23 protein-coding genes and 1 pseudogene are annotated in these 17,922 nt (G+C 71.1%); 16 read left to right on the top strand and 8 right to left on the bottom strand.

All coding sequences use genetic code 11. The annotated features are described in order from the left end of the window. The 13 genes and pseudogenes from ACTWQO_RS32980 to ACTWQO_RS32920 all read left to right on the top strand — a co-directional run. Window positions 1–319: pseudogene (locus ACTWQO_RS32980) on the top strand (NAD(P)/FAD-dependent oxidoreductase); the annotation flags it as partial. Next, on the top strand, window positions 316–2,163 hold the full coding sequence (locus ACTWQO_RS32975) for a transketolase (RefSeq protein ID WP_443241039.1): 1,848 nt from the start codon (window positions 316–318) through the stop codon (window positions 2,161–2,163). The pseudogene ACTWQO_RS32980 and the gene ACTWQO_RS32975, both read left to right, overlap by 4 nt. Further along, complete coding sequence (gene ligD / locus ACTWQO_RS32970) at window positions 2,160–3,086, top strand: non-homologous end-joining DNA ligase (protein WP_443241038.1); 927 nt, start codon at window positions 2,160–2,162, stop codon at window positions 3,084–3,086. The genes ACTWQO_RS32975 and ligD overlap by 4 nt, the downstream gene beginning before the upstream one ends. A gap of 59 nt (window positions 3,087–3,145) precedes the next feature. Next, complete coding sequence (locus ACTWQO_RS32965; RefSeq protein ID WP_443241037.1) at window positions 3,146–3,475, top strand: gas vesicle protein GvpO; 330 nt, start codon at window positions 3,146–3,148, stop codon at window positions 3,473–3,475. A gap of 40 nt (window positions 3,476–3,515) precedes the next feature. Then, entirely contained in the window at window positions 3,516–3,950 is a 435-nt protein-coding gene (locus ACTWQO_RS32960) for a gas vesicle structural protein GvpA (protein ID WP_443241036.1), read from the top strand. After that, on the top strand, window positions 3,947–4,717 hold the full coding sequence (locus ACTWQO_RS32955; RefSeq protein WP_443241035.1) for a GvpL/GvpF family gas vesicle protein: 771 nt from the start codon (window positions 3,947–3,949) through the stop codon (window positions 4,715–4,717). Before ACTWQO_RS32960 ends, ACTWQO_RS32955 begins: the two co-directional genes overlap by 4 nt. Window positions 4,718–4,720: 3 nt before the next feature. Then, window positions 4,721–4,984 (top strand): gas vesicle protein GvpG, encoded by a 264-nt coding sequence (locus ACTWQO_RS32950; RefSeq protein ID WP_443241034.1) that lies wholly within the window; start codon window positions 4,721–4,723, stop codon window positions 4,982–4,984. Then, on the top strand, window positions 4,981–5,733 hold the full coding sequence (locus ACTWQO_RS32945) for a DNA primase (protein ID WP_443241033.1): 753 nt from the start codon (window positions 4,981–4,983) through the stop codon (window positions 5,731–5,733). The genes ACTWQO_RS32950 and ACTWQO_RS32945 overlap by 4 nt, the downstream gene beginning before the upstream one ends. Beyond that, entirely contained in the window at window positions 5,733–6,701 is a 969-nt protein-coding gene (locus tag ACTWQO_RS32940; RefSeq protein WP_443241032.1) for an SRPBCC family protein, read from the top strand. Before ACTWQO_RS32945 ends, ACTWQO_RS32940 begins: the two co-directional genes overlap by 1 nt. Next, complete coding sequence (locus ACTWQO_RS32935; RefSeq protein WP_443241031.1) at window positions 6,698–7,024, top strand: gas vesicle protein; 327 nt, start codon at window positions 6,698–6,700, stop codon at window positions 7,022–7,024. The genes ACTWQO_RS32940 and ACTWQO_RS32935 overlap by 4 nt, the downstream gene beginning before the upstream one ends. Next, a complete protein-coding gene (locus tag ACTWQO_RS32930) occupies window positions 7,021–7,788 on the top strand; it encodes a GvpL/GvpF family gas vesicle protein (RefSeq protein WP_443241030.1) in 768 nt (255 codons plus the stop codon). The genes ACTWQO_RS32935 and ACTWQO_RS32930 overlap by 4 nt, the downstream gene beginning before the upstream one ends. Continuing rightward, entirely contained in the window at window positions 7,785–7,982 is a 198-nt protein-coding gene (locus ACTWQO_RS32925; protein ID WP_443241029.1) for a gas vesicle protein, read from the top strand. Before ACTWQO_RS32930 ends, ACTWQO_RS32925 begins: the two co-directional genes overlap by 4 nt. Further along, the gene (locus ACTWQO_RS32920; RefSeq protein WP_443241028.1) at window positions 7,979–8,260 is read left to right on the top strand and encodes a gas vesicle protein K; all 282 of its coding nucleotides are present in this window, start codon (window positions 7,979–7,981) and stop codon (window positions 8,258–8,260) included. Before ACTWQO_RS32925 ends, ACTWQO_RS32920 begins: the two co-directional genes overlap by 4 nt. A gap of 32 nt (window positions 8,261–8,292) precedes the next feature. Here ACTWQO_RS32920 and ACTWQO_RS32915 read toward each other — a convergent pair whose 3' ends face one another. From ACTWQO_RS32915 to ACTWQO_RS32905, 3 genes are all read right to left on the bottom strand, one after another. Next, complete coding sequence (locus ACTWQO_RS32915) at window positions 8,293–8,463, bottom strand: hydrophobic protein (RefSeq protein ID WP_443241027.1); 171 nt, start codon at window positions 8,461–8,463, stop codon at window positions 8,293–8,295. Window positions 8,464–8,543: 80 nt separating this feature from the next. After that, complete coding sequence (locus tag ACTWQO_RS32910) at window positions 8,544–9,377, bottom strand: class I SAM-dependent methyltransferase (RefSeq protein ID WP_443241026.1); 834 nt, start codon at window positions 9,375–9,377, stop codon at window positions 8,544–8,546. A gap of 72 nt (window positions 9,378–9,449) precedes the next feature. Next, window positions 9,450–10,946 (bottom strand): bifunctional phosphatase PAP2/diacylglycerol kinase family protein, encoded by a 1,497-nt coding sequence (locus ACTWQO_RS32905; RefSeq protein ID WP_443241025.1) that lies wholly within the window; start codon window positions 10,944–10,946, stop codon window positions 9,450–9,452. Window positions 10,947–11,018: 72 nt separating this feature from the next. On the opposite strand from ACTWQO_RS32905, the gene ACTWQO_RS32900 reads away from it, so the two are divergent. From ACTWQO_RS32900 to ACTWQO_RS32890, 3 genes are all read left to right on the top strand, one after another. Continuing rightward, window positions 11,019–11,672, top strand: a complete 654-nt coding sequence (locus ACTWQO_RS32900) for a histidine phosphatase family protein (RefSeq protein WP_443241024.1) — start codon at window positions 11,019–11,021, stop codon at window positions 11,670–11,672. A 64-nt stretch (window positions 11,673–11,736) separates the two neighbouring features. Next, complete coding sequence (locus ACTWQO_RS32895; RefSeq protein WP_443241023.1) at window positions 11,737–13,356, top strand: ABC-F family ATP-binding cassette domain-containing protein; 1,620 nt, start codon at window positions 11,737–11,739, stop codon at window positions 13,354–13,356. A gap of 60 nt (window positions 13,357–13,416) precedes the next feature. Next, complete coding sequence (locus ACTWQO_RS32890) at window positions 13,417–13,680, top strand: DUF6158 family protein (protein ID WP_443241022.1); 264 nt, start codon at window positions 13,417–13,419, stop codon at window positions 13,678–13,680. 34 nt (window positions 13,681–13,714) lie between these two features. Here the strand turns inward: ACTWQO_RS32890 and ACTWQO_RS32885 are convergent, their stop codons facing one another. From ACTWQO_RS32885 to ACTWQO_RS32865, 5 genes are all read right to left on the bottom strand, one after another. Continuing rightward, window positions 13,715–14,257: a type 1 glutamine amidotransferase domain-containing protein gene (locus ACTWQO_RS32885; RefSeq protein WP_443241021.1), complete on the bottom strand. Its 543-nt coding sequence runs from the start codon at window positions 14,255–14,257 to the stop codon at window positions 13,715–13,717. Window positions 14,258–14,263: 6 nt separating this feature from the next. Further along, window positions 14,264–14,953 carry a diguanylate cyclase gene (locus ACTWQO_RS32880; RefSeq protein WP_443241020.1) on the bottom strand — a complete coding sequence of 230 codons (690 nt, stop codon included), beginning with the start codon at window positions 14,951–14,953 and terminating at the stop codon, window positions 14,264–14,266. Beyond that, window positions 14,950–15,381, bottom strand: a complete 432-nt coding sequence (locus ACTWQO_RS32875) for a CBS domain-containing protein (RefSeq protein WP_443241019.1) — start codon at window positions 15,379–15,381, stop codon at window positions 14,950–14,952. Before ACTWQO_RS32875 ends, ACTWQO_RS32880 begins: the two co-directional genes overlap by 4 nt. 108 nt (window positions 15,382–15,489) lie before the next feature. After that, window positions 15,490–15,864: a DUF2795 domain-containing protein gene (locus ACTWQO_RS32870; protein WP_443241018.1), complete on the bottom strand. Its 375-nt coding sequence runs from the start codon at window positions 15,862–15,864 to the stop codon at window positions 15,490–15,492. 63 nt (window positions 15,865–15,927) lie between these two features. Further along, window positions 15,928–17,724: a thiamine pyrophosphate-requiring protein gene (locus tag ACTWQO_RS32865; protein ID WP_443241017.1), complete on the bottom strand. Its 1,797-nt coding sequence runs from the start codon at window positions 17,722–17,724 to the stop codon at window positions 15,928–15,930. Window positions 17,725–17,922: the final 198 nt, after the last annotated feature.

The following is a 17,922-nucleotide window of genomic DNA, read 5'->3' as shown; positions in this document are numbered from 1 at the left end:
CACCCGCGGCTACCACCTCGCGGCGATGCCCGGCAACCGCGTCCGGGTCGCCGCCGACTGGCTGCTCGACGCCGTACTGCCGCGCCAGGCCGTCCAGTTGGGGCTCGTACGGTCCTGGTCGGTGCCCCTGGACACGGCCTCACCGGAACTGGCGCGGGTGCCGGGCGGGGCGGAACGGCGGGAGAAGCCGGAGACGCCCGAGACGCCGGAGAAGCCCGGGACGGCGACGGAGTCCATCGAGGCACCGCACAGCTCCGAGCATCCCGAACCACCCGGCCCCGTCAAGCGTTCCGACGACCCCGCGGAAGGAGCCTCATGAACACCGGTGAACTCCAGGAACTCGCCCAGCAGCTGCGCGTGGACAGCGTCCGTGCCGCTGCCGCCGCGGGCTCCGGGCACCCCACGTCCTCGATGTCCGCCGCGGACCTTATGGCGGTCCTGCTCGCCCACCACTTCCGCTACGACTTCGACCGCCCCGCCCACCCGGCCGCCGACCGCTTCGTGCTCTCCAAGGGACACGCCTCGCCCCTGCTGTACGCCATGTACAAGGCGGCAGGCGCCCTCGACGACGACGCGCTGCTCACCTTCCGCAAGCTGGGCAGCAGGCTCGAAGGACACCCGACGCCCCGGCGGCTGCCCTGGGTGGAGACGGCCACCGGCTCGCTCGGTCAGGGACTGCCCGTCGGCGCCGGTATCGCGCTGGCCGGCAAGCGGCTGGACCGCACCGGATACCGGGTGTGGGTGCTGTGCGGCGACAGCGAGCTGGCCGAGGGGTCCGTGTGGGAGTCCGCCGAGCAGGCGGCGTACGAGCATCTGGACAACCTCACCGCGATCGTCGACGTCAACCGACTGGGCCAGCGCGGCCCCACCCGGCACGGCCACGACCTCGACGCCTACGCACGCCGCTTCCAGGCGTTCGGCTGGCACACCGTCGAGGTCGACGGACACGACGTCGACGCGATCGACCGCGCCTACGGCGAGGCACTGTCGACCAACGGCCAGCCGACCGTGATCCTCGCCCGCACCCTCAAGGGCAAGGGCGTCGAGGCCGTCCAGGACCGCGAGGGACTGCACGGCAAGCCGCTGCCGGAGGCCGACGAGGCCATCGCCGAACTCGGCGGACGACGCGACCTGCGCGTCCACGTCCAGGAGCCGCCCGCCGCCCGGATGCTGCACTCCGTGGGCACCGGGCAGCTCGAACTGCCGCGGTGGGACAAGGGTGATGAGGTCGCGACGCGGGACGCCTACGGTCAGGCGCTCACCGCGCTCGGCACCGCGCGCGAGGACGTCGTCGCCCTCGACGGCGAGGTCAGCGACTCCACGCGGGCCGAGTTCTTCGCCAAGGAACACCCCGACCGGTTCTTCGAGTGCTACATCGCCGAGCAGCAGATGGTCGCCAACGCGGTCGGTTTCGCGGCGCGCGGCTGGGTGCCGTACGCGTCCACGTTCGCCGCGTTCCTCACCCGCGCCTACGACTTCGTCCGTATGGCCTCCGTCAGTGGTGCCGGCATCAACCTCGTCGGCTCGCACGCCGGTGTCGCGATCGGACAGGACGGGCCCTCGCAGATGGGCCTGGAGGACCTGGCGATGATGCGGGCGGTGCACGACTCGACGGTGCTGTACCCGTGCGACGCCAACCAGGCCGCCCACCTCGTCGCCGCCATGGCGGGCTGCGACGGCATCCGCTATCTGCGTACCTCCCGCGGCAAGAGCCCGGTGATCTACGGCTCCGACGAGGAGTTCCCCGTCGGCGGCAGCAAGGTGCTGCGCTCCTCGGATCAGGACCGGATGACGCTCGTCGCGGCGGGCGTCACCGTGCACGAGGCGCTGGCCGCCGCTGATGCGCTGAAGGGGGAGGGCATCGCCGTCCGGGTGATCGACCTCTACTCGGTCAAGCCCGCCGACCTGCCCACCCTGCGCAAGGCGGCCGAGGACACCGGCTGTCTGCTCACCGTGGAGGACCACCACGAGGAGGGCGGCATCGGCGACGCCGTCCTCGCCGCGTTCCTCGACGGCCGGCCCGTGCCGCGGCTGGTGCGGCTCGCCGTACGGTCGATGCCGGGCTCCGCGTCGCCGGAGGAGCAGCTGCACGCCGCGGGCATCGACGCCGAGTCGATCGCGGCGGCCGGGCGGCTGCTGGTGGAGGAGGCGGTCGTGCGATGAGCGGCGACGACGTACGGACGGTGCGCGCGGGCCGCCGTACGGTCGAGGTGCACCGCCCCGGCAAGGTGCTCTTCCCCGGCGACGGGAACGCGAAGGAGTACACCAAGGGCGACCTCGTCGACTACTACCAGGCTGTCGCCCCCTTCATGCTGCCCCATCTGCGCGGGCGCCCGCTGATGCTCCAGCGGCAGCCCGACGGGCTCGACGGTCCCCGGTTCATGCAGAAGAACACCCCGGACCACTACCCGGAGTGGATCACCCGGGTCGAGGTGCCCAAGGAAGGCGGCACCGTCTGCCACACCGTCTGCGACGACACCGCGACCCTGGTGTACCTCGCCGACCAGGCCTGCCTCACCCTGCACCGCTGGCTCGCGCGCACCGACAGCCTCGACCGGCCCGACCGGATGGTCTTCGACCTCGACCCGGCCGAGGACGACTTCGAGACGGTGCGGGAGGCCGCCCGGCTGCTGGGCGGCCTGCTCGACGAACTGAAGCTGCCCTCGGCCCTGATGACCACCGGCTCCCGCGGACTCCATGTGATCGTGCCGCTGAACGGACATCACGACTTCGACGAGGTACGGGAGTTCGCCCGCGACCTCGCCGACACCCTCGCGGACGCCCACCCCGACCGGCTCACCACCGCCGCCCGCAAGAAGGACCGCGGCGACCGGCTGTACCTGGACGTCCAGCGCAACGCCTACGCCCAGACCGCCGCCGCGCCCTACACGGTCCGCGCCAAGCCCGGCGCACCCGTCGCCACGCCCCTCACCTGGACCCAGCTGGACGACCCGGACCTCGACGCCCGCCACTGGACCATCGCCGACGCCGTCGAGCAGGCCCGCACCGACCCCTGGAGCGGAGCGATGAAGAACGGCCGCGCCCTGGGACCGGCCCGGCGCAGGCTCGACGCACTGCGGGACTGAAATACGCGGTGCCGTGGTTTGGCGAACGCGTCTCGGGCCACTCGCCGTTCGAGGCGCCCATGACTAATTCACAGAACGAACCCAAAGCATCCAGACAACAGGGCGGGGCGGACGACCGGCCGACCCCCATGGAAGTGCTGCGCCAAGCACGCACCCAGCTCGCCGAACTCACCGGCATGACCGCGGAGACGGTGTCGTCCTTCGAACAGACCGAGGACGGCTGGACGTTGGAGATCGAGGTCCTGGAACTGGCCCGCGTCCCCGACACGATGAGCCTGCTCGCGAGCTACCAGGTCGATCTCGACCCCCATGGACAGCTCACCGGCTACCGGCGCGTTCGCCGTTATGAACGCGGGCGGTCCGACGCACACAGGCCCGGCGGCCGCTAGGCCGCCCGCCCACATCCCAAGACAAGGAGGAACGGTCGGCATGACCGTTGTCCCGGCACAGCAAGCCGGCGGAGGAGGCGGCACCAGCGGCCTCTACGACGTCCTGGAACTGGTCCTCGACAGGGGGCTCGTCATTGACGCGTTCGTACGGGTCTCCCTCGTCGGCATCGAGATCCTGAAGATCGACGTCCGCGTGGTCGTCGCCAGCGTCGACACCTATCTGCGCTTCGCCGAGGCGTGCAACCGGCTCGACCTGGAGGCCGGGCCGCGCAAGAGCCCCGGCCTGCCCGACGTCGTCGGCCAGATCACTGAGTCCGGCGCGCACGGCAAGTCCAAGGGGGCGCTGTCCGGCGCCGCCGAAACCGTCTCCGACGCCTTCAAGCAGGCACGCCAGGAACGCCAGGAAGGGGAGGCCGAGCCCAGGCCGCGCGCCCGCAAGTCGACCGCCGCACGCCGGAAGGAGGAACAGGAGTGAGCACGTACGTGTACGGCATCGCCGCCGCCTCCCATCCGTCCCTGCCCAAGAAGCTGTCCGGCGTCGGCGACCCGCCGCGCCCCGTCCGTGTCCTGACCGCGGCGGACCTCGCGGCCCTCGTCAGTGACGCACCCGAGGGGCTGCGTCCCAAGCGCCGGGACCTGCTGGCCCATCAGGCCGTGCTCGCCGAGGCCGGCGCCGCCGGGTGTGTGCTGCCCATGCGCTTCGGCAGCGTCGCCCCCGACGACGACACCGTCACCGGCGTGCTCGCCGAGCGCGCCGACCACTACAAGGAGCGGCTGCGGGCGCTGGACGGCAAGGTCGAGTACAACGTCAAGGCGGTGCACGACGAGGAGGCCGTCCTGCACCGGCTGCTCTCCGAGAACCCGGAGATCCGGGCCATGACCGAGGCCAACCGGCAGGCTGGCGGCGGCAGTTACGAACAGCGGCTGCGGCTCGGCGAGTCGGTGGTCGCCGCGGTCAAGGCCCGCGAGGCCCAGGACGCGACCGAGGTGCGTGCCGCCCTGGAACCGGCCGCGGCGGCCGTGAGCGTGGGCCCCGAGTCCACCGGCTGGCTGGCCAATCTGTCGTTCCTGGTGGAGCGGGAGACGGCCGAGACGTTTGTGACCACCGTGGAGGAGACCCGCAAGGCCTTCCCCCACCTCGAACTCCGTCTCAACGGCCCGCTGCCGCCGTACAGCTTCGTCGAGCCCGGCCCGGCCGAGCCGGCGGGCAGCGTCCTCGGCGCCGACGCCGCCGAGGAGTGAGCCGTGGGACTGATCGGAGAGATCCTGCTGCTGCCGTTCGCCCCGGTGCGCGGCAGCGCGTGGGTCATGAGACAGGTACTGAGCGAGGCGGAGCGGATCTACTACGACCCGGCCACCGTCCGGTCCGAACTCGCCCGACTTGAGGACCAGTTGGAGGCAGGCGAGATCGACGAGGAGGAGTTCGACCGCCGGGAGGACGAACTCCTCGACCGGCTGGAGACAGGCCTGCGCGGCAGCGCGGGCACCGGCAACGGGACGGCACGATGAACCGAGTGGGACTGGGCCTCGCGATAGGGGCCGGATACGTCCTCGGACGTACGAAGAAGTTGAAACTGGCGTTCGCCGTCGGCACGTTGGTGGCCGGCAGGCGGATGCAACTCGGCCCGCGGGCGCTCGCGGACCTGGTGACCCGGCAACTGGCGGACAACCCGCAGTTCAAGGAGATCGGGGACCAGCTTCGCGAGGACCTGCGAGGCGTCGGCAAGGCGGCATCGGGCGCCATGGTCGAGCGACGGCTCGACGCCATCGCGGACCTGCTGCACGGACGTACCGAACAGGTCCGTGACCAGCTCGCGGGCGTGACGCCCGAAGCACCCGACCTCGGCTTCGAGAGGAATGGGGAGGACGAGGAGCCCGGAGAACCTGAAGAGGCGGAGGGCTACGAGGAGTTCGACGACGTAGAGGACGCAGAGGGCGTAGAGGACGTAGAAGGCACCGGGGATTCTGAGGGCGCCGAGGACTACGACGAAGAAGAGCCGGAGCCGCGGCGGAGCGAAGCGGCGATGAAGGCGCCGGCCAAGAAGCCGCCCTCGAAGAAGGCCGCCGCGAAGAAGACTGCGGCCAAGAAGGCCCCGGCCCGTAAGAAGGCCACCACGAAGACCGCGCCGGCCAAGAAGTCGACGGCGAAGAAGGCGGCGGCGAAGAAGACCGCGGGCGCCGCGCGGAAGAGCACCACCGGAGCCAGGAGCGCCGCCCGCGGTGCCCGGTCCCGGCTGCCGAAGGGGGGCGGTGAGTGATGACCGAGACCCTCGGAACCGCACGCTCCGCCACGCGCGGAGCGACCCCGGGCCCGCTCGGCGACCTCGCCCACAGCGAAGCCGCCGACCGGCTCCGGGCCGAACTGCGGGAATACCTCGCCGCCCAGGCCCAGCGCCTGCTGGTGGACGTCGGCCGCAGGCTCGGCGAGACCACCCTCAAGCTGAACGACATCGCCGAGGGCCGGAGCCCCGGCTTCGCCAAGCTCGCCCTGGACGGCGGCCGCAAGCTCGCCGAGGGCAAGGGGCCACTGCGCAGCGCCCTGGAACTCGGCGCCGCCCGCGCCAAGGACAACGTCATCGGCGCCCTGCGGAACCTCGGCGCCGGCCGGGGCAAACGCAAGGGCGGCGCCGGGAAGAGGCCCACCGTCATCATCGAGTACGTCGACGTCGGCGTACCGCTGCGCACCGCCTACGACCAGTGGACCCGCTACCAGGAGTTCAGCACCTTCGCCAAGGGCGTGAAGAACGCGAGCCGCGCCGACGACACCCACTCCGACTGGCAGCTCAAGGTCTTCTGGTCCAACCGCAGTTGGAAGGCCCACACGACCGAGCAGATCCCCGACGACCGCATCGCCTGGACGTCGGAGGGCGCCAAGGGCACGACGAAGGGCGTCGTCTCCTTCCACCCCCTCACCGACACCCTCACCCGAGTCCTGCTGGTGATCGAGTACTACCCCAAGGGCCTGTTCGAGAAGACCGGCAACCTCTGGCGCGCCCAGGGCCGCCGGGCCCGCCTCGACCTCAAGAACTACGTCCGCTACATCACCCTCAAGGGAGAGACGGAGGAGGGCTGGCGCGGCGAGATCCGTGACGGCGAGGTCGTCCGCAGCCACCAGGACGCGCTGGCGGAGGAGGACGAGGCGGAGGCGTACGAGGACGAGTACGAAGAGGCCGACGAGGAAGAAGCCGACGAGTACGAGTACGCCGACGGCGGGAGCCGCCGATGACGACGCCCAGCCGGCTTCCCGAGCCCTACGGCTCGAACGGCAGCGCCAACCTCGCCGACATCCTGGAGCGCGTGCTCGACAAGGGTGTCGTCATCGCCGGCGACATCCGGATCAACCTGCTCGACATCGAGCTGCTCACCGTCAAGCTGCGGCTGATCGTCGCTTCCGTCGACAAGGCACGCGAGATGGGTATCGACTGGTGGGAGGACGACCCGTCGCTGTCCTCGCGTGCCCGGCGCGACGAGCTCGCCCGTGAGAACGCCGAGCTGCGGGAGCGGCTGGCCGCTCTGGAGCCCGGCCGAGGGCAGGAGGAGATCCCATGACCGGCCTGCGTTACGTCTACGCCGTGTGCCGTCCCTTCCGGTCCGCGCTCCAGGCCCAGCTCAAGGGCGTCGCGGGCGAGCCACCGAAACAGCTGACGCACCACGGCCTGGTCGCCGTCCTCAGTACGGTGCCGGAGCGCGACTTCGCCGAGGAACCGCTCCGCGCCCATCTGGAGGACCTGGACTGGCTCACCGAGACCGCCCGCGCCCACCAGAGCGTGATCGACGCGCTCACCGCGGTCACCACGCCCCTGCCGCTCCGGCTCGCCACCGTCTTCCGGGACGACAGCGGCGTACGGATCATGATGGAGGCACGCGAGGCGGAGTTCCGCCGCACCCTGGACCGGCTGGAGGGGCGGGTGGAATGGGGCGTGAAGGTGTACGTCGACGCGGAGCCCGCGGAGGCCGGCCCGCCTGCCGGGACGACGGGGACGGCCGCGTCGGGCCGGGACTATCTGCGGCAGCGGCGTTCGCGGGTCCGTGCGCACGAGGACAGGTGGCAGCAGGCGGAGAGGTTCGCGAGCAGACTGCATGCGACGCTTTCCGCCCGTGCCGAGGATTCCCGGCTGCACGCCCCCCAGAGCACTTCCCTTTCCGGTGCCTCCGGACGGAATGTGCTCAATGCCGCCTATCTCGTTCCCCGCGCCGATTCGGAGGGATTCGTCGAAATCGTGGACCGTACGAAGGACGAGGAAGCGGGAATTCGCGTCGAACTCACCGGACCCTGGGCGGCCTATTCCTTCGTCGGGGAGGAGGGCGCGTGACCGTCATCGAACGCCGTGAGATCGCCCTCGTGGACCTGCTCGACCGGCTGCTGGCCGGCGGCGTCGTCATCACGGGGGACCTCACCCTGCGCATCGCGGACGTCGACCTCGTCCGTATCGACCTGAACGCGCTGATCAGCTCCGTGAACGCACAGGTTCCCTCGCCGTTTCAGGACTTTCAGGAGCTGACATGACCCCGCGCAACCGGCTCGACCTGGAGCCCGACACCGTCGAACGCGACCTCGTCAAGCTCGTCCTGACCGTCGTGGAGCTGCTGCGCCAGCTCATGGAGCGACAGGCGCTGCGCCGCTTCGACGAGGGCGATCTGACCGAGGAGCAGGAGGAGCGGATCGGGCTCACCCTGATGCTGCTCGACGACCGGATGACCGAACTCCGTGAACGCTACGGACTGCGGCCCGAGGACCTCAATCTGGACCTCGGGCCGCTCGGACCACTACTCCCCAGGGACTGACCAGGGGCCAGGAATTGACCGGGGGAGCACATTCACCACCTGTACCAGCGGCCCCTGCCTCCGGCTGCCGTCGTGCCTCGCATGAGGAATCCCAGCAGCCAGAGCACCAGCACCGCCAGCGCGATCCACCACAGCAGCTTTACGGCGAATCCGGCACCGAAAAGAATCAGCGCCAGTAGTAGTACCAGCAGAATGGGAACCATAATTCGACCTCCTGCTGACCGGGTTTCCAGGAATCCGGCTTTCAGGCTCTATTCTGAGGTTTTCTTCTCAGGCTTTTTTCTCAGGCCTTCTTCCGGCAGAGGATCTCCCCGTGCAGCACGCTGAACCAGCCGTCCTCCCGCGTCCCCCAGTCCCGCCAGGCGTCCGACACGGCCCGTAGGCGCTCGGGGGTCGCGTGATGGCCGGCCGTGGCGCGCTCGGCGTACGCCGACGCCACGGTGCGGTCCGCCCACAGGCCGCTCCACCACGCCCGCTCGTCCGGAGTCGAGAAGGTCCAGGTGCTGGAGGTGGCGGTGATGTCGGTGAGGCCCGCCGCCAGCGCCCAGGACTTCAGCCGGCGTCCCGCGTCCGGCTCGCCGCCGTTGGCGCGGGCCACCCGCCGGTACAGGTCCAGCCAGTCGTCCAGGCCCGATGACGCGGGGTACCAGGTCATCGCCGCGTAGTCCGAGTCGCGGACCGCGATGAACCCGCCTGGCTTCGTCACCCGGGCCATCTCACGCAGCGCCCGCACCGGATCGCCGACGTGCTGGAGCACCTGGTGGGCGTGGACCACGCAGAACGTGTCGTCCGGGAAGTCCAGCGCGTGGACGTCGGCCACCGCGAAGTCGGTGTTCGTCAGGCCCCGCTCGGCGGCGGTGTCCCGGGCCCGGTCCAGGATCTCCGGCGCCCGGTCGACGCCGGTGACATGCCCTTCGGGGACCAGCGCCGCCAGGTCGGCGGTGATGGTGCCCGGTCCGCAGCCGATGTCCAGGATCTTCATCTGCGGCTTGAGTGAACCGAGCAGGTAGGCGGCGGAGTTGGCGGCGGTCCGCCAGGTGTGCGAGCGCAGCACGGACTCGTGGTGGCCGTGGGTGTAGACGGCGGTTTCCCGGACGTTCTCCTGCGGTTTCGGCATGCCGACACGGTACGTCGGCATGCCGAATGTTGAGACCAGCGTTTTACTATGTGGACTGACGTTGTGGACTGTCTACGCGGGCTTCCCGTTCAGTGGGCGGTACACCGTGAGCGCCTCCGGCAGCTTCTCCACCGTCACCTCGCCCGCCACCTCCGTGACTTCGCCGTCGTGGGCGAGCAGGGTCCCCGGCGCGACACCCGCCACCCGCAGTCGGCCCACCTGGACCGCCGCATGGGCCGGGGAGCGGGTGAGCGGGCCCGCGAAGGCCGCCGCGAGCAGCCGCAGCGCCGGTTTGCGGCCGCCGTGCACCACCCGTACGTCGAACCGTCCGTCCGCCAGATCCGCACGCCGGCCCGGCACCAGGCCCATCCGGTGGTAGGTGCCGTTCCCGACGAACAGCAGCCACAACGGGCGTGCCCGGCCGCCGAGTTCGGCCTGCAGTGGATGGCGGTCGGCGTTCAGCACGCGCAGTGCCGCGAGGACGCCCGCCGGCCAGCCGCCGATCCGGTGCGACCAGCGGTCCCGCTCGCGCACCAGCTCCGGGTAGACACCCAGGCTGCAGGTGTTGAGGAAGATGCCGTTCTGTTCGCCGCAGATGAACCGGCCCACGTCCACCCGCACGGCCTCGCCGCCGCGGACGGCGCGGCTCAGATCGCGGATATCCTCCACACCCAGGTCGTGGGCGAAGTGGTTCAGCGTGCCGCCGGGCAGCACCGCCAGCGGCATGCCGTGGCGCATCGCGATCCCGGCGGCGGTGTTCACCGTGCCGTCGCCGCCGCACACGCCGAGCACCTGGGCGCGGGCCGCCGCCTTCACCAACTCGTCGTGGACGTCCGCCGATTCGCAGTGCACGATCTCCGCCTGCGGCAGCGCCTGGGCCAGCGCGTACACGCGCTCGGCGGTGCCCGCGGCCGTGTTGGCCACGACGACCATGCCCGCGCCGTCCGGGAGGGCGGGGACGTCCGCACGGGGCCGGGCCGGCGTGCCCTGGGGTCGGGTCGGTACCAGGCCCTGTACGGCGTACGCGGCACCCGCGCCCAGGGCGGCGCCCGCGAGCACATCACTCGGGAAGTGGACGCCGGTGTAGACGCGGGACAGGGCGACCGACCACGCGACCGGTGCCACCGCCGCACCCCAGGCGGGGGACTCCAGGGCGACCCCGGTCGCGAAGGCCGCCGCGGACGCGGAGTGACCGGACGGGAACGACGTGGTGATCGGCTGCCGCTTCAGCTGCCGGACCAGCGGCACCGGGTCGAGGACGGGGCGCGGGCGGCGCACACTGCGCTTGCCGAGGGTGTTGATGGTGGCCGAGGCCAGGCTGAGGGAGGCGACGCCGCGGGCCGCGGCACGGCGGCCCCGGGGTGTCCGGCTCGCCGCGATGACGGCCGCCGTGGCGAACCACAGCACACCGTGGTTCGCGCTCCGGCTCAGCTTCGGCAGGATGCGCTCGGCGCCGGGCCAGTGGCGCTCGGCCGCGAACTCGAACAGTCGGTTGTCCAGCGCGAGCAGCCAGTCACGCAGCACATGGTGGCCGGGTTTCGGGACGGTGAGATCGACGTCTGGGCTCATAGGGTGCCGGGTACCCTGAAGTGCCCGTTTCTTGTGCGGCGGGCCGCGAACGACACCCGGAGGACCCCGTACATGCGCCTGCTCCTCATACGCCACGGCCAGACCCCCTCGAACGTGGACACTCTGCTGGACACGGCCGTTCCCGGCCCGGGGCTGACCGCGCTCGGCGAGCGGCAGGCGGCCCTGCTGCCCGAGGCGCTCGCCGACGAGGACATCGAGGCCCTGTACATCTCCACCCTGATCCGCACCCGGCTCACCGCCGCCCCGCTCACCGCCGCCCGCGGCCTCGACATGATCGTCCGCGACGGCATCCGGGAGCTGACGGCCGGCGATCTGGAGATGTTGCCCGGCGACGGGGAGCACGGCCGGACCTACATGGAGACCGTGTTCGCCTGGGCGGCCGGCGACGTGGAGCTGCGGATGCCGGGCGGCGAGAGCGGCACCGAGGCGCTGGCGCGGTACGACGCCGTGGTCGCCGAGGCCGCGGACAGCGGGGCCGGCACCGTCGCCATGGTCAGCCACGGCGCGGCGATCCGCATGTGGACCGCGGCCCGCGCGGACAACGTCGACATCGCCTTCGCCGCCGCCCACCCGCTCGACAACACCGGCGTGGTCGTCCTGGAGGGCTCCCCGGCCGACGGCTGGAAGGCGCTGTCGTGGGCGGGCAGCGTCGTGGAGGCCACCGGACCCGGCACGGAGAGCGGCCCGGCCGGTCAGCCCCTGTAGGCGGCCGGGCAAAGCCCGATAAGCGTTTGCCCGGACTCCTCCATGGCCCGCAGAATGCGTCCTCATGGGACATCTGGAAGCCGCACATCTCGAGTACTACCTCCCCGACGGGAGGGCGCTGCTCGGCGATGTGTCGTTCCGGGTCGGGGAAGGCGCCGTCGTGGCCCTGGTCGGCCCGAACGGCGCGGGCAAGACGACCCTGCTGCGGCTGATCTCCGGCGAGCTGAAGCCGCACGGCGGCACGGTCACCGTGAGCGGCGGCCTCGGCGTGATGCGCCAGTTCGTGGGCTCCGTACGGGACGAGACGACCGTACGGGATCTGCTGGTGTCGGTCGCGCCGCCCCGTATCCAGGGGGCGGCGAAGGCCGTCGACAAGGCCGAGCACGCGATCATGACCGTCGACGACGAGGCCGCGCAGATGCAGTACGCGCAGGCCCTCTCCGACTGGGCCGAGGCCCACGGGTACGAGGCCGAGACGCTGTGGGACATGTGCACCATGGCCGCGCTGGGTGTGCCGTACGAGAAGGCGCAGTTCCGTGAGGTGCGCACACTGTCCGGCGGCGAGCAGAAGCGGCTGGTGCTGGAGGCGCTGCTGCGCGGCACGGACGAGGTGCTGCTGCTCGACGAGCCGGACAACTACCTCGACGTGCCCGGCAAGCGCTGGCTGGAGGAGCGGCTGAAGGAGACCCGCAAGACCGTCCTGTTCGTCTCCCACGACCGGGAACTCCTCGCCCGCGCCGCCGAGAAGATCGTGTCGGTGGAGCCTTCGCCGACGGGTGCGGACGCCTGGGTGCACGGCGGCGGATTCGCCACGTACCACGAGGCCCGGCGCGAACGCTTCGCCCGCTTCGAGGAGTTGCGCAGGCGCTGGGACGAGAAGCACGCCCAGCTGAAGAAGCTGGTGCTGAACCTGCGCCAGGCCGCCTCCATCAGCCATGAGCTGGCCTCCCGCTACCAGGCCGCCCAGACCAGGCTGCGCAAGTTCGAGGAGGCCGGTCCGCCGCCGGAGCCGCCGCGCGAGCAGGACATCAAGATGCGGCTGAAGGGCGGCCGTACGGGCGTAAGGGCCGTCACCTGCAAGCAACTTGAGCTGTCCGGCCTGATGAAACCCTTCGACCTGGAGGTTTTCTACGGCGAACGGGTCGCCGTCCTCGGCTCCAACGGCTCCGGGAAGTCGCACTTCCTGCGGCTGCTCGCAGGGGACACCGTCGCGCACACGGGGGAGTGGAAGCTGGGTGCGAGGGTCGTCCCGGGCCACTTCGCCCAGACGCACGCGCACCCCGAACTGACCGGGCGCAAGCTGCTCGACATCCTGTGGACCGAGCACTCCCAGGACCGGGGCGCCGCCATGTCCCGGCTGCGCCGCTACGAGCTGACGAACCAGGCCGAGCAGAGCTTCGACCGGCTCTCCGGCGGCCAGCAGGCCCGCTTCCAGATCCTCCTGCTGGAACTGGAAGGTGTGACGGCCCTGCTGCTCGACGAGCCGACCGACAACCTCGACCTGGAGTCCGCCGAGGCACTCCAGGAGGGCCTGGAGGCCTTCGACGGCACGGTCCTCGCGGTCACCCACGACCGCTGGTTCGCCCGCTCCTTCGACCGCTACCTGGTCTTCGGCAGCGACGGCCGGGTCCGCGAGACGGCGGAGCCGGTGTGGGACGAACGGCGGGTGGAACGGGCGCGCTGACCCGTGGAGTGTTCGTACAGTGGATGCTGAAAAGCGAGATCCGGCGGGTACTCGAACCGTATGGACGACCACGACGAACGGGGCACCACCATGACCGGAGTCGACCCGGGTCGGCTGGACGACCAGCAGCTCATGAAAGAGCTGGAGACCATCCACCGCACACGCCACGACACGCTGCTGCACGGCTCGAACGACGCGCTGCGCGCCCACAACGACCGGATGGCGCAGCTGGAGGGCGAGTATCTGCGCCGCAACCCGCGGCGTCCGGTGGCCGCGGGTCGCACACGCGAAGGGGCCCGGGAACGCGGCTGCGCGGATTCGTAGGCCCGGGCAGGCCAGACCGCCTGCCCGGCCCAGGTCACACCGTCTGCCGGGCGAACACCTCGAGGAAGGCCTCGTCGAACGCCTTCAGGTCGTCCGGCTTGCGGCTGGTGATCAGCGGGTTGGGGCCCTGGTCGTCGATGTGCACCTGCTCGTCGACCCAGGTGCCGCCCGCGTTGCGGATGTCGGTCCGCAGGCTGGGCCACGAGGTGAGCGTGCGGCCCCGTACGACATCCGCCTCGACCAGCGTCCACGGGGCGTGGCAGATCGCGGCGACCGGCTTGCCCCGCTCGAAGAACGCCTGGACGAACGTGACCGCGCGCTCGTCCATCCGCAGGAAGTCCGGGTTGGCCACGCCACCGGGCAGCACCAGCCCGCCGAACGACTCGGCCGGCACCTCGCCGACCACCTCGTCCACGGCGAAGGTGTCCGCCTTGTCGAGGTGGTCGAAGGCCTGCACCCGGCCGGGCTTCGTCGACACCAGCACCGGTTCGTGCCCCGCCTCGACCGCCGCCCGCCAGGGGTCGGCCAGCTCGATCTGCTCCACGCCCTCGGGCGCCGTCAGAAACGCGATGCGCATCGTCCTTCACCGTCCTTTCTCGGCACGCCAGTGGGCCTCGTCGCCCCCGGCGCGCTTGGTGTTCCCTCGGGCTGTGTTTTCTTCTTCGCCTCCGGAGCGCTCCAGCCGGCGTCGGCAGCGCAGCAGTTCCTCGGCGTACGGCAGCACCACACAGGTGCCGATGGCGGCGGCGATCCCCGCGAGATAGGCGCGGGACAGCGGCCGCCGGCGCGGCACCAGACGCCACGCGTCCGGCCGGCCGCGACCGCCGCGCAGCAGTGCCTTCACCTGGTCGGCGTGCAGGCACATCAGCGAGGCCAGCGCACCGAACGGCAGCGACTCCAGGAAGCTGTGGATGTGCTGCTCCAGCGGCTTGACCTCGCGGTCGCTGCGTACGGCCGTGCGTACGTCCCACAGGGCGGTCGCCTCGTGCACCGCGGCTCCGGCGGACTGCACGGTCAGCAGCAGCGGGTTGACCTCGTAGCGCAGGGTCAGTGCGATGGGGATGCCGACCTCGGCCATCATCAGGGAGTGGATCAGTGACTCCTTGGTGCCGGCGGTGTCCTCGATGCGGCTACGCCGGTGCATCACCCAGTCGGCGAGACCGGGCACGAACCAGCCCGGCAGGAGTCCGTACAGCAGATAGCGGGTGGTGACGTCACCGACGTCCACGGTGACGCCGCTGGCGCTGATCTCGGCGGCCTGGTCCCGGCTCACCCGTATCCCCCGCTGTCCGGAGCGGCCCGGCTGATGTCGGCCAGCGCCGAGTCGGGGTCCTGCGCCTCGGCCAGGTCGCCGAGGCTGACGATGCCGACCGGCAGGCCGCTCTCCACGACCGGCAGCCGGCGTACCGCGTGCTCGCGCATCAGGGAGATCGCGTCGGACACCGGGTCGTCGGGCGCGACCATGACCGGATCGGGTGTGCACACGGTCTGGGCGCTCACCGTCAGCGGATCGGCTCCCTCCGCGACGGCGCGCACCGCGATGTCACGGTCGGTGAGCATCCCGACGACCCGTGAACCGTCGGCCACCAGCACATCGCCGATGTCCTGCGCGCGCATCAGCTGCGCCGCTTCGACGAGCGAGGCGTCCGGGCGGACCGCGACCACGCCCGGCGTCATGACGTCCCTCACGAACTCAGCCATCACTGTGGCCCTTTCCTCCGTTTCCCGGCCGACGGCGGCACCACGGCCGGGCCGTATGGCGCCGTCCGCAGTACCCCGGGCCGGGGTGGCTATGCGTACTCCTGCCGTTCAGGACCGGGTCAGGGCCTCCGCGAGTTCCTGGACGTTGGCGTAGCGGGCCGAACGCGGTAGCCGTTCCACCGCCTCGGCGAGGGTGTCCGGCCCGTACCGCCGGCGCAGCTCGCGGGCCAGTTCGCGCGGGCCCGCCGGGAAGGCGCCACGGCCGAGCAATTTGGCCAGCTCCAGCCGGACCGCGGCCAGGGAGGCCCGGGTGGGTCCCGGCGTCACCGGCCCGCCCGCGATCTCCGGGTCGTCCTCGGCAGTCGGCTCGGGGTCGTGCCACTCCTCGGTCCTCGTGGGGTGCCCCGACCTCAGCAGACCCTGCAGTTCATGCTTCATCTCGTCGTCACGATGGACGCTCAGCCGGTCACTGCCTCGCTGCATGACTCCCTCCAGATCTTCGGGGGTGAGGCTCCGCGTACCCGAAGAGCGGCGGGCGACACTCGGCTACTTCTTCTCCCGCCCGGGCAGGAACTCCTGCACCTTCGCCTTGAAGCCCTGCTTGATCATCGAGCCCCGGTCCGCGTCGCCCTTCAGGATCGACGCGGCCGTCGCCTCCATCTGGTCCCAGGTGGCGTGCGGCGGGATCGGCGGCACGGCCGGGTCGGTCAGGAACTCGATCACCGCGGGCCCGTCGGCCTCCAGTCCGGCCCGCCAGCCCGCCTCGACGTCCTCCGGCTTCTCCACCCGGATGCCGGTCAGGCCCAGGGAGCGGGCGAACGCGGCGTACTGCACATCCGGGATCTCCTGCGAAGGCAGGAACGACGGGGCGCCCTCCATGGCCCGCATCTCCCAGGTGACCTGGTTGAGGTCATGGTTGTTCCAGACGCCGACGACCAGCCGCTTGTCCTCCCAGCGGTCGGCGTACTTCGCCGCCGTGATCAGCTCCGCCAGCCCGTTCATCTGCATCGCCCCGTCCCCGACCAGCGCGATCGCGGGCCGGTCCGGGTGGGCGAACTTCGCGCCGATCGCATACGGCACCCCGCAGCCCATCGTCGCGAGCGTGCCGGACAGCGAGGAGCGCATGCCGGGCCGCATCGTCAGGTGCCGCGCGTACCAGTTGGCCGCCGAGCCCGAGTCGGAGCTGATGATCGCGTTGCCCGGCAGCAGCGGGTCCAGCGCCCGCGCCACGTACTCCGGGTTGATCGGGTCGGCCGACAGCCCGGCCCGCCGCTCCATCACATCCCGCCACCGCGTCACGTTCGCGCACACCGTGTCGTACCACTCACGCCCGCGCTCCTCCGTCCCCAGCAGCGGGATCAGCTGCTGAAGGGTCGCCTTCGCGTCGCCGACGAGATTCACCTCGTACGGATAGCGCATGCCGACCATGTGCGGATCGATGTCGATCTGCACACCGCGCGCCTTGCCGAAGTCCGGCAGGAACTGCGTGTACGGGAAGGACGACCCGATGGTCAGCAGGGTGTCGCAGTCCCGCATCAGCTCGTACGACGGTCGGGTCCCCAGCAGCCCGATCGCGCCGGTGACATACGGGAGTTCATCGCTGAGCGCGTCCTTGCCGAGCAGTGCCTTGGCCACGCCGGCACCGAGCAGTTCGGCGATGCGCTCCACCTCGGGCTGAGCGCCGGACGCGCCCTGGCCGACCAGGATCGCCACCTTGTCACCGGAGTTGAGGATCTCGGCCGCCCGCGCGAGGGACTCCTCGGAGGGGATCGCCGTCCAGGAACTGCGGTCCAGGCTGGAGGGCACCATCTTGAACTCGTGTGTGGGCGGCGAGTAGTCGAGCTCCTGCACATCGCCGGGGATGATGATCGCCGTGGGGGCGCGGCGCGCGTACGCGGTGCGGATCGCCCGGTCCAGAACGTTCGGCAGTTGCTCGGGGACGGTGACCGTCTCCACGAAGTCCGAGGCGACGTCCTTGAACAGGGTGTGCAGGTCCACCTCCTGCTGATAGGAGCCGCCCATCGCGGTGCGGTGCGTCTGGCCGACGATCGCCAGCACCGGGACGTGGTCGAGCTTGGCGTCGTACAGGCCGTTGAGCAGGTGGATCGCGCCGGGGCCCGAGGTGGCCGCGCACACGCCGACCCGACCGCTGAACTTCGCGTAGCCGACCGCCTGGAACGCGGACATCTCCTCGTGCCGGGACTGGATGAAACGGGGCTGGTCCTCGGCGCGGCCCCAGGCGGCGAGCAGGCCGTTGATGCCGTCCCCGGGATAGCCGAAGACGTGCTCCACACCCCATTCCCGCAGGCGTGCGAGGACGTGGTCGGAGACCTTGGTGCTCATGACGGACCTCCCGGACTCGGGATCGACAGCAGCAGCACCGCCCGAGTCACCCGCCGGGCCTGCGGAAAACCTGCCCCGTGTTTGCGGCCGGGACAGCAGGGCAGGCGAAGAACCAGTGCTTCGGACAGGAGGCACGTCCGTGGGAGCGGCGCTCTCGCCGCCACGGCCGCGTCTGTCCGAGTGCGGCCGCGCTCCCAC

Origin of the sequence: Streptomyces sp. 4N124, from assembly GCF_052245395.1 — a bacterium.
In the GTDB taxonomy this organism is placed as follows: Bacteria; Actinomycetota; Actinomycetes; order Streptomycetales; family Streptomycetaceae; genus Streptomyces.
The sequence above is the reverse complement of the archived record's forward strand: the minus strand, read 5'-3'. Positions and strand labels throughout refer to the sequence as shown.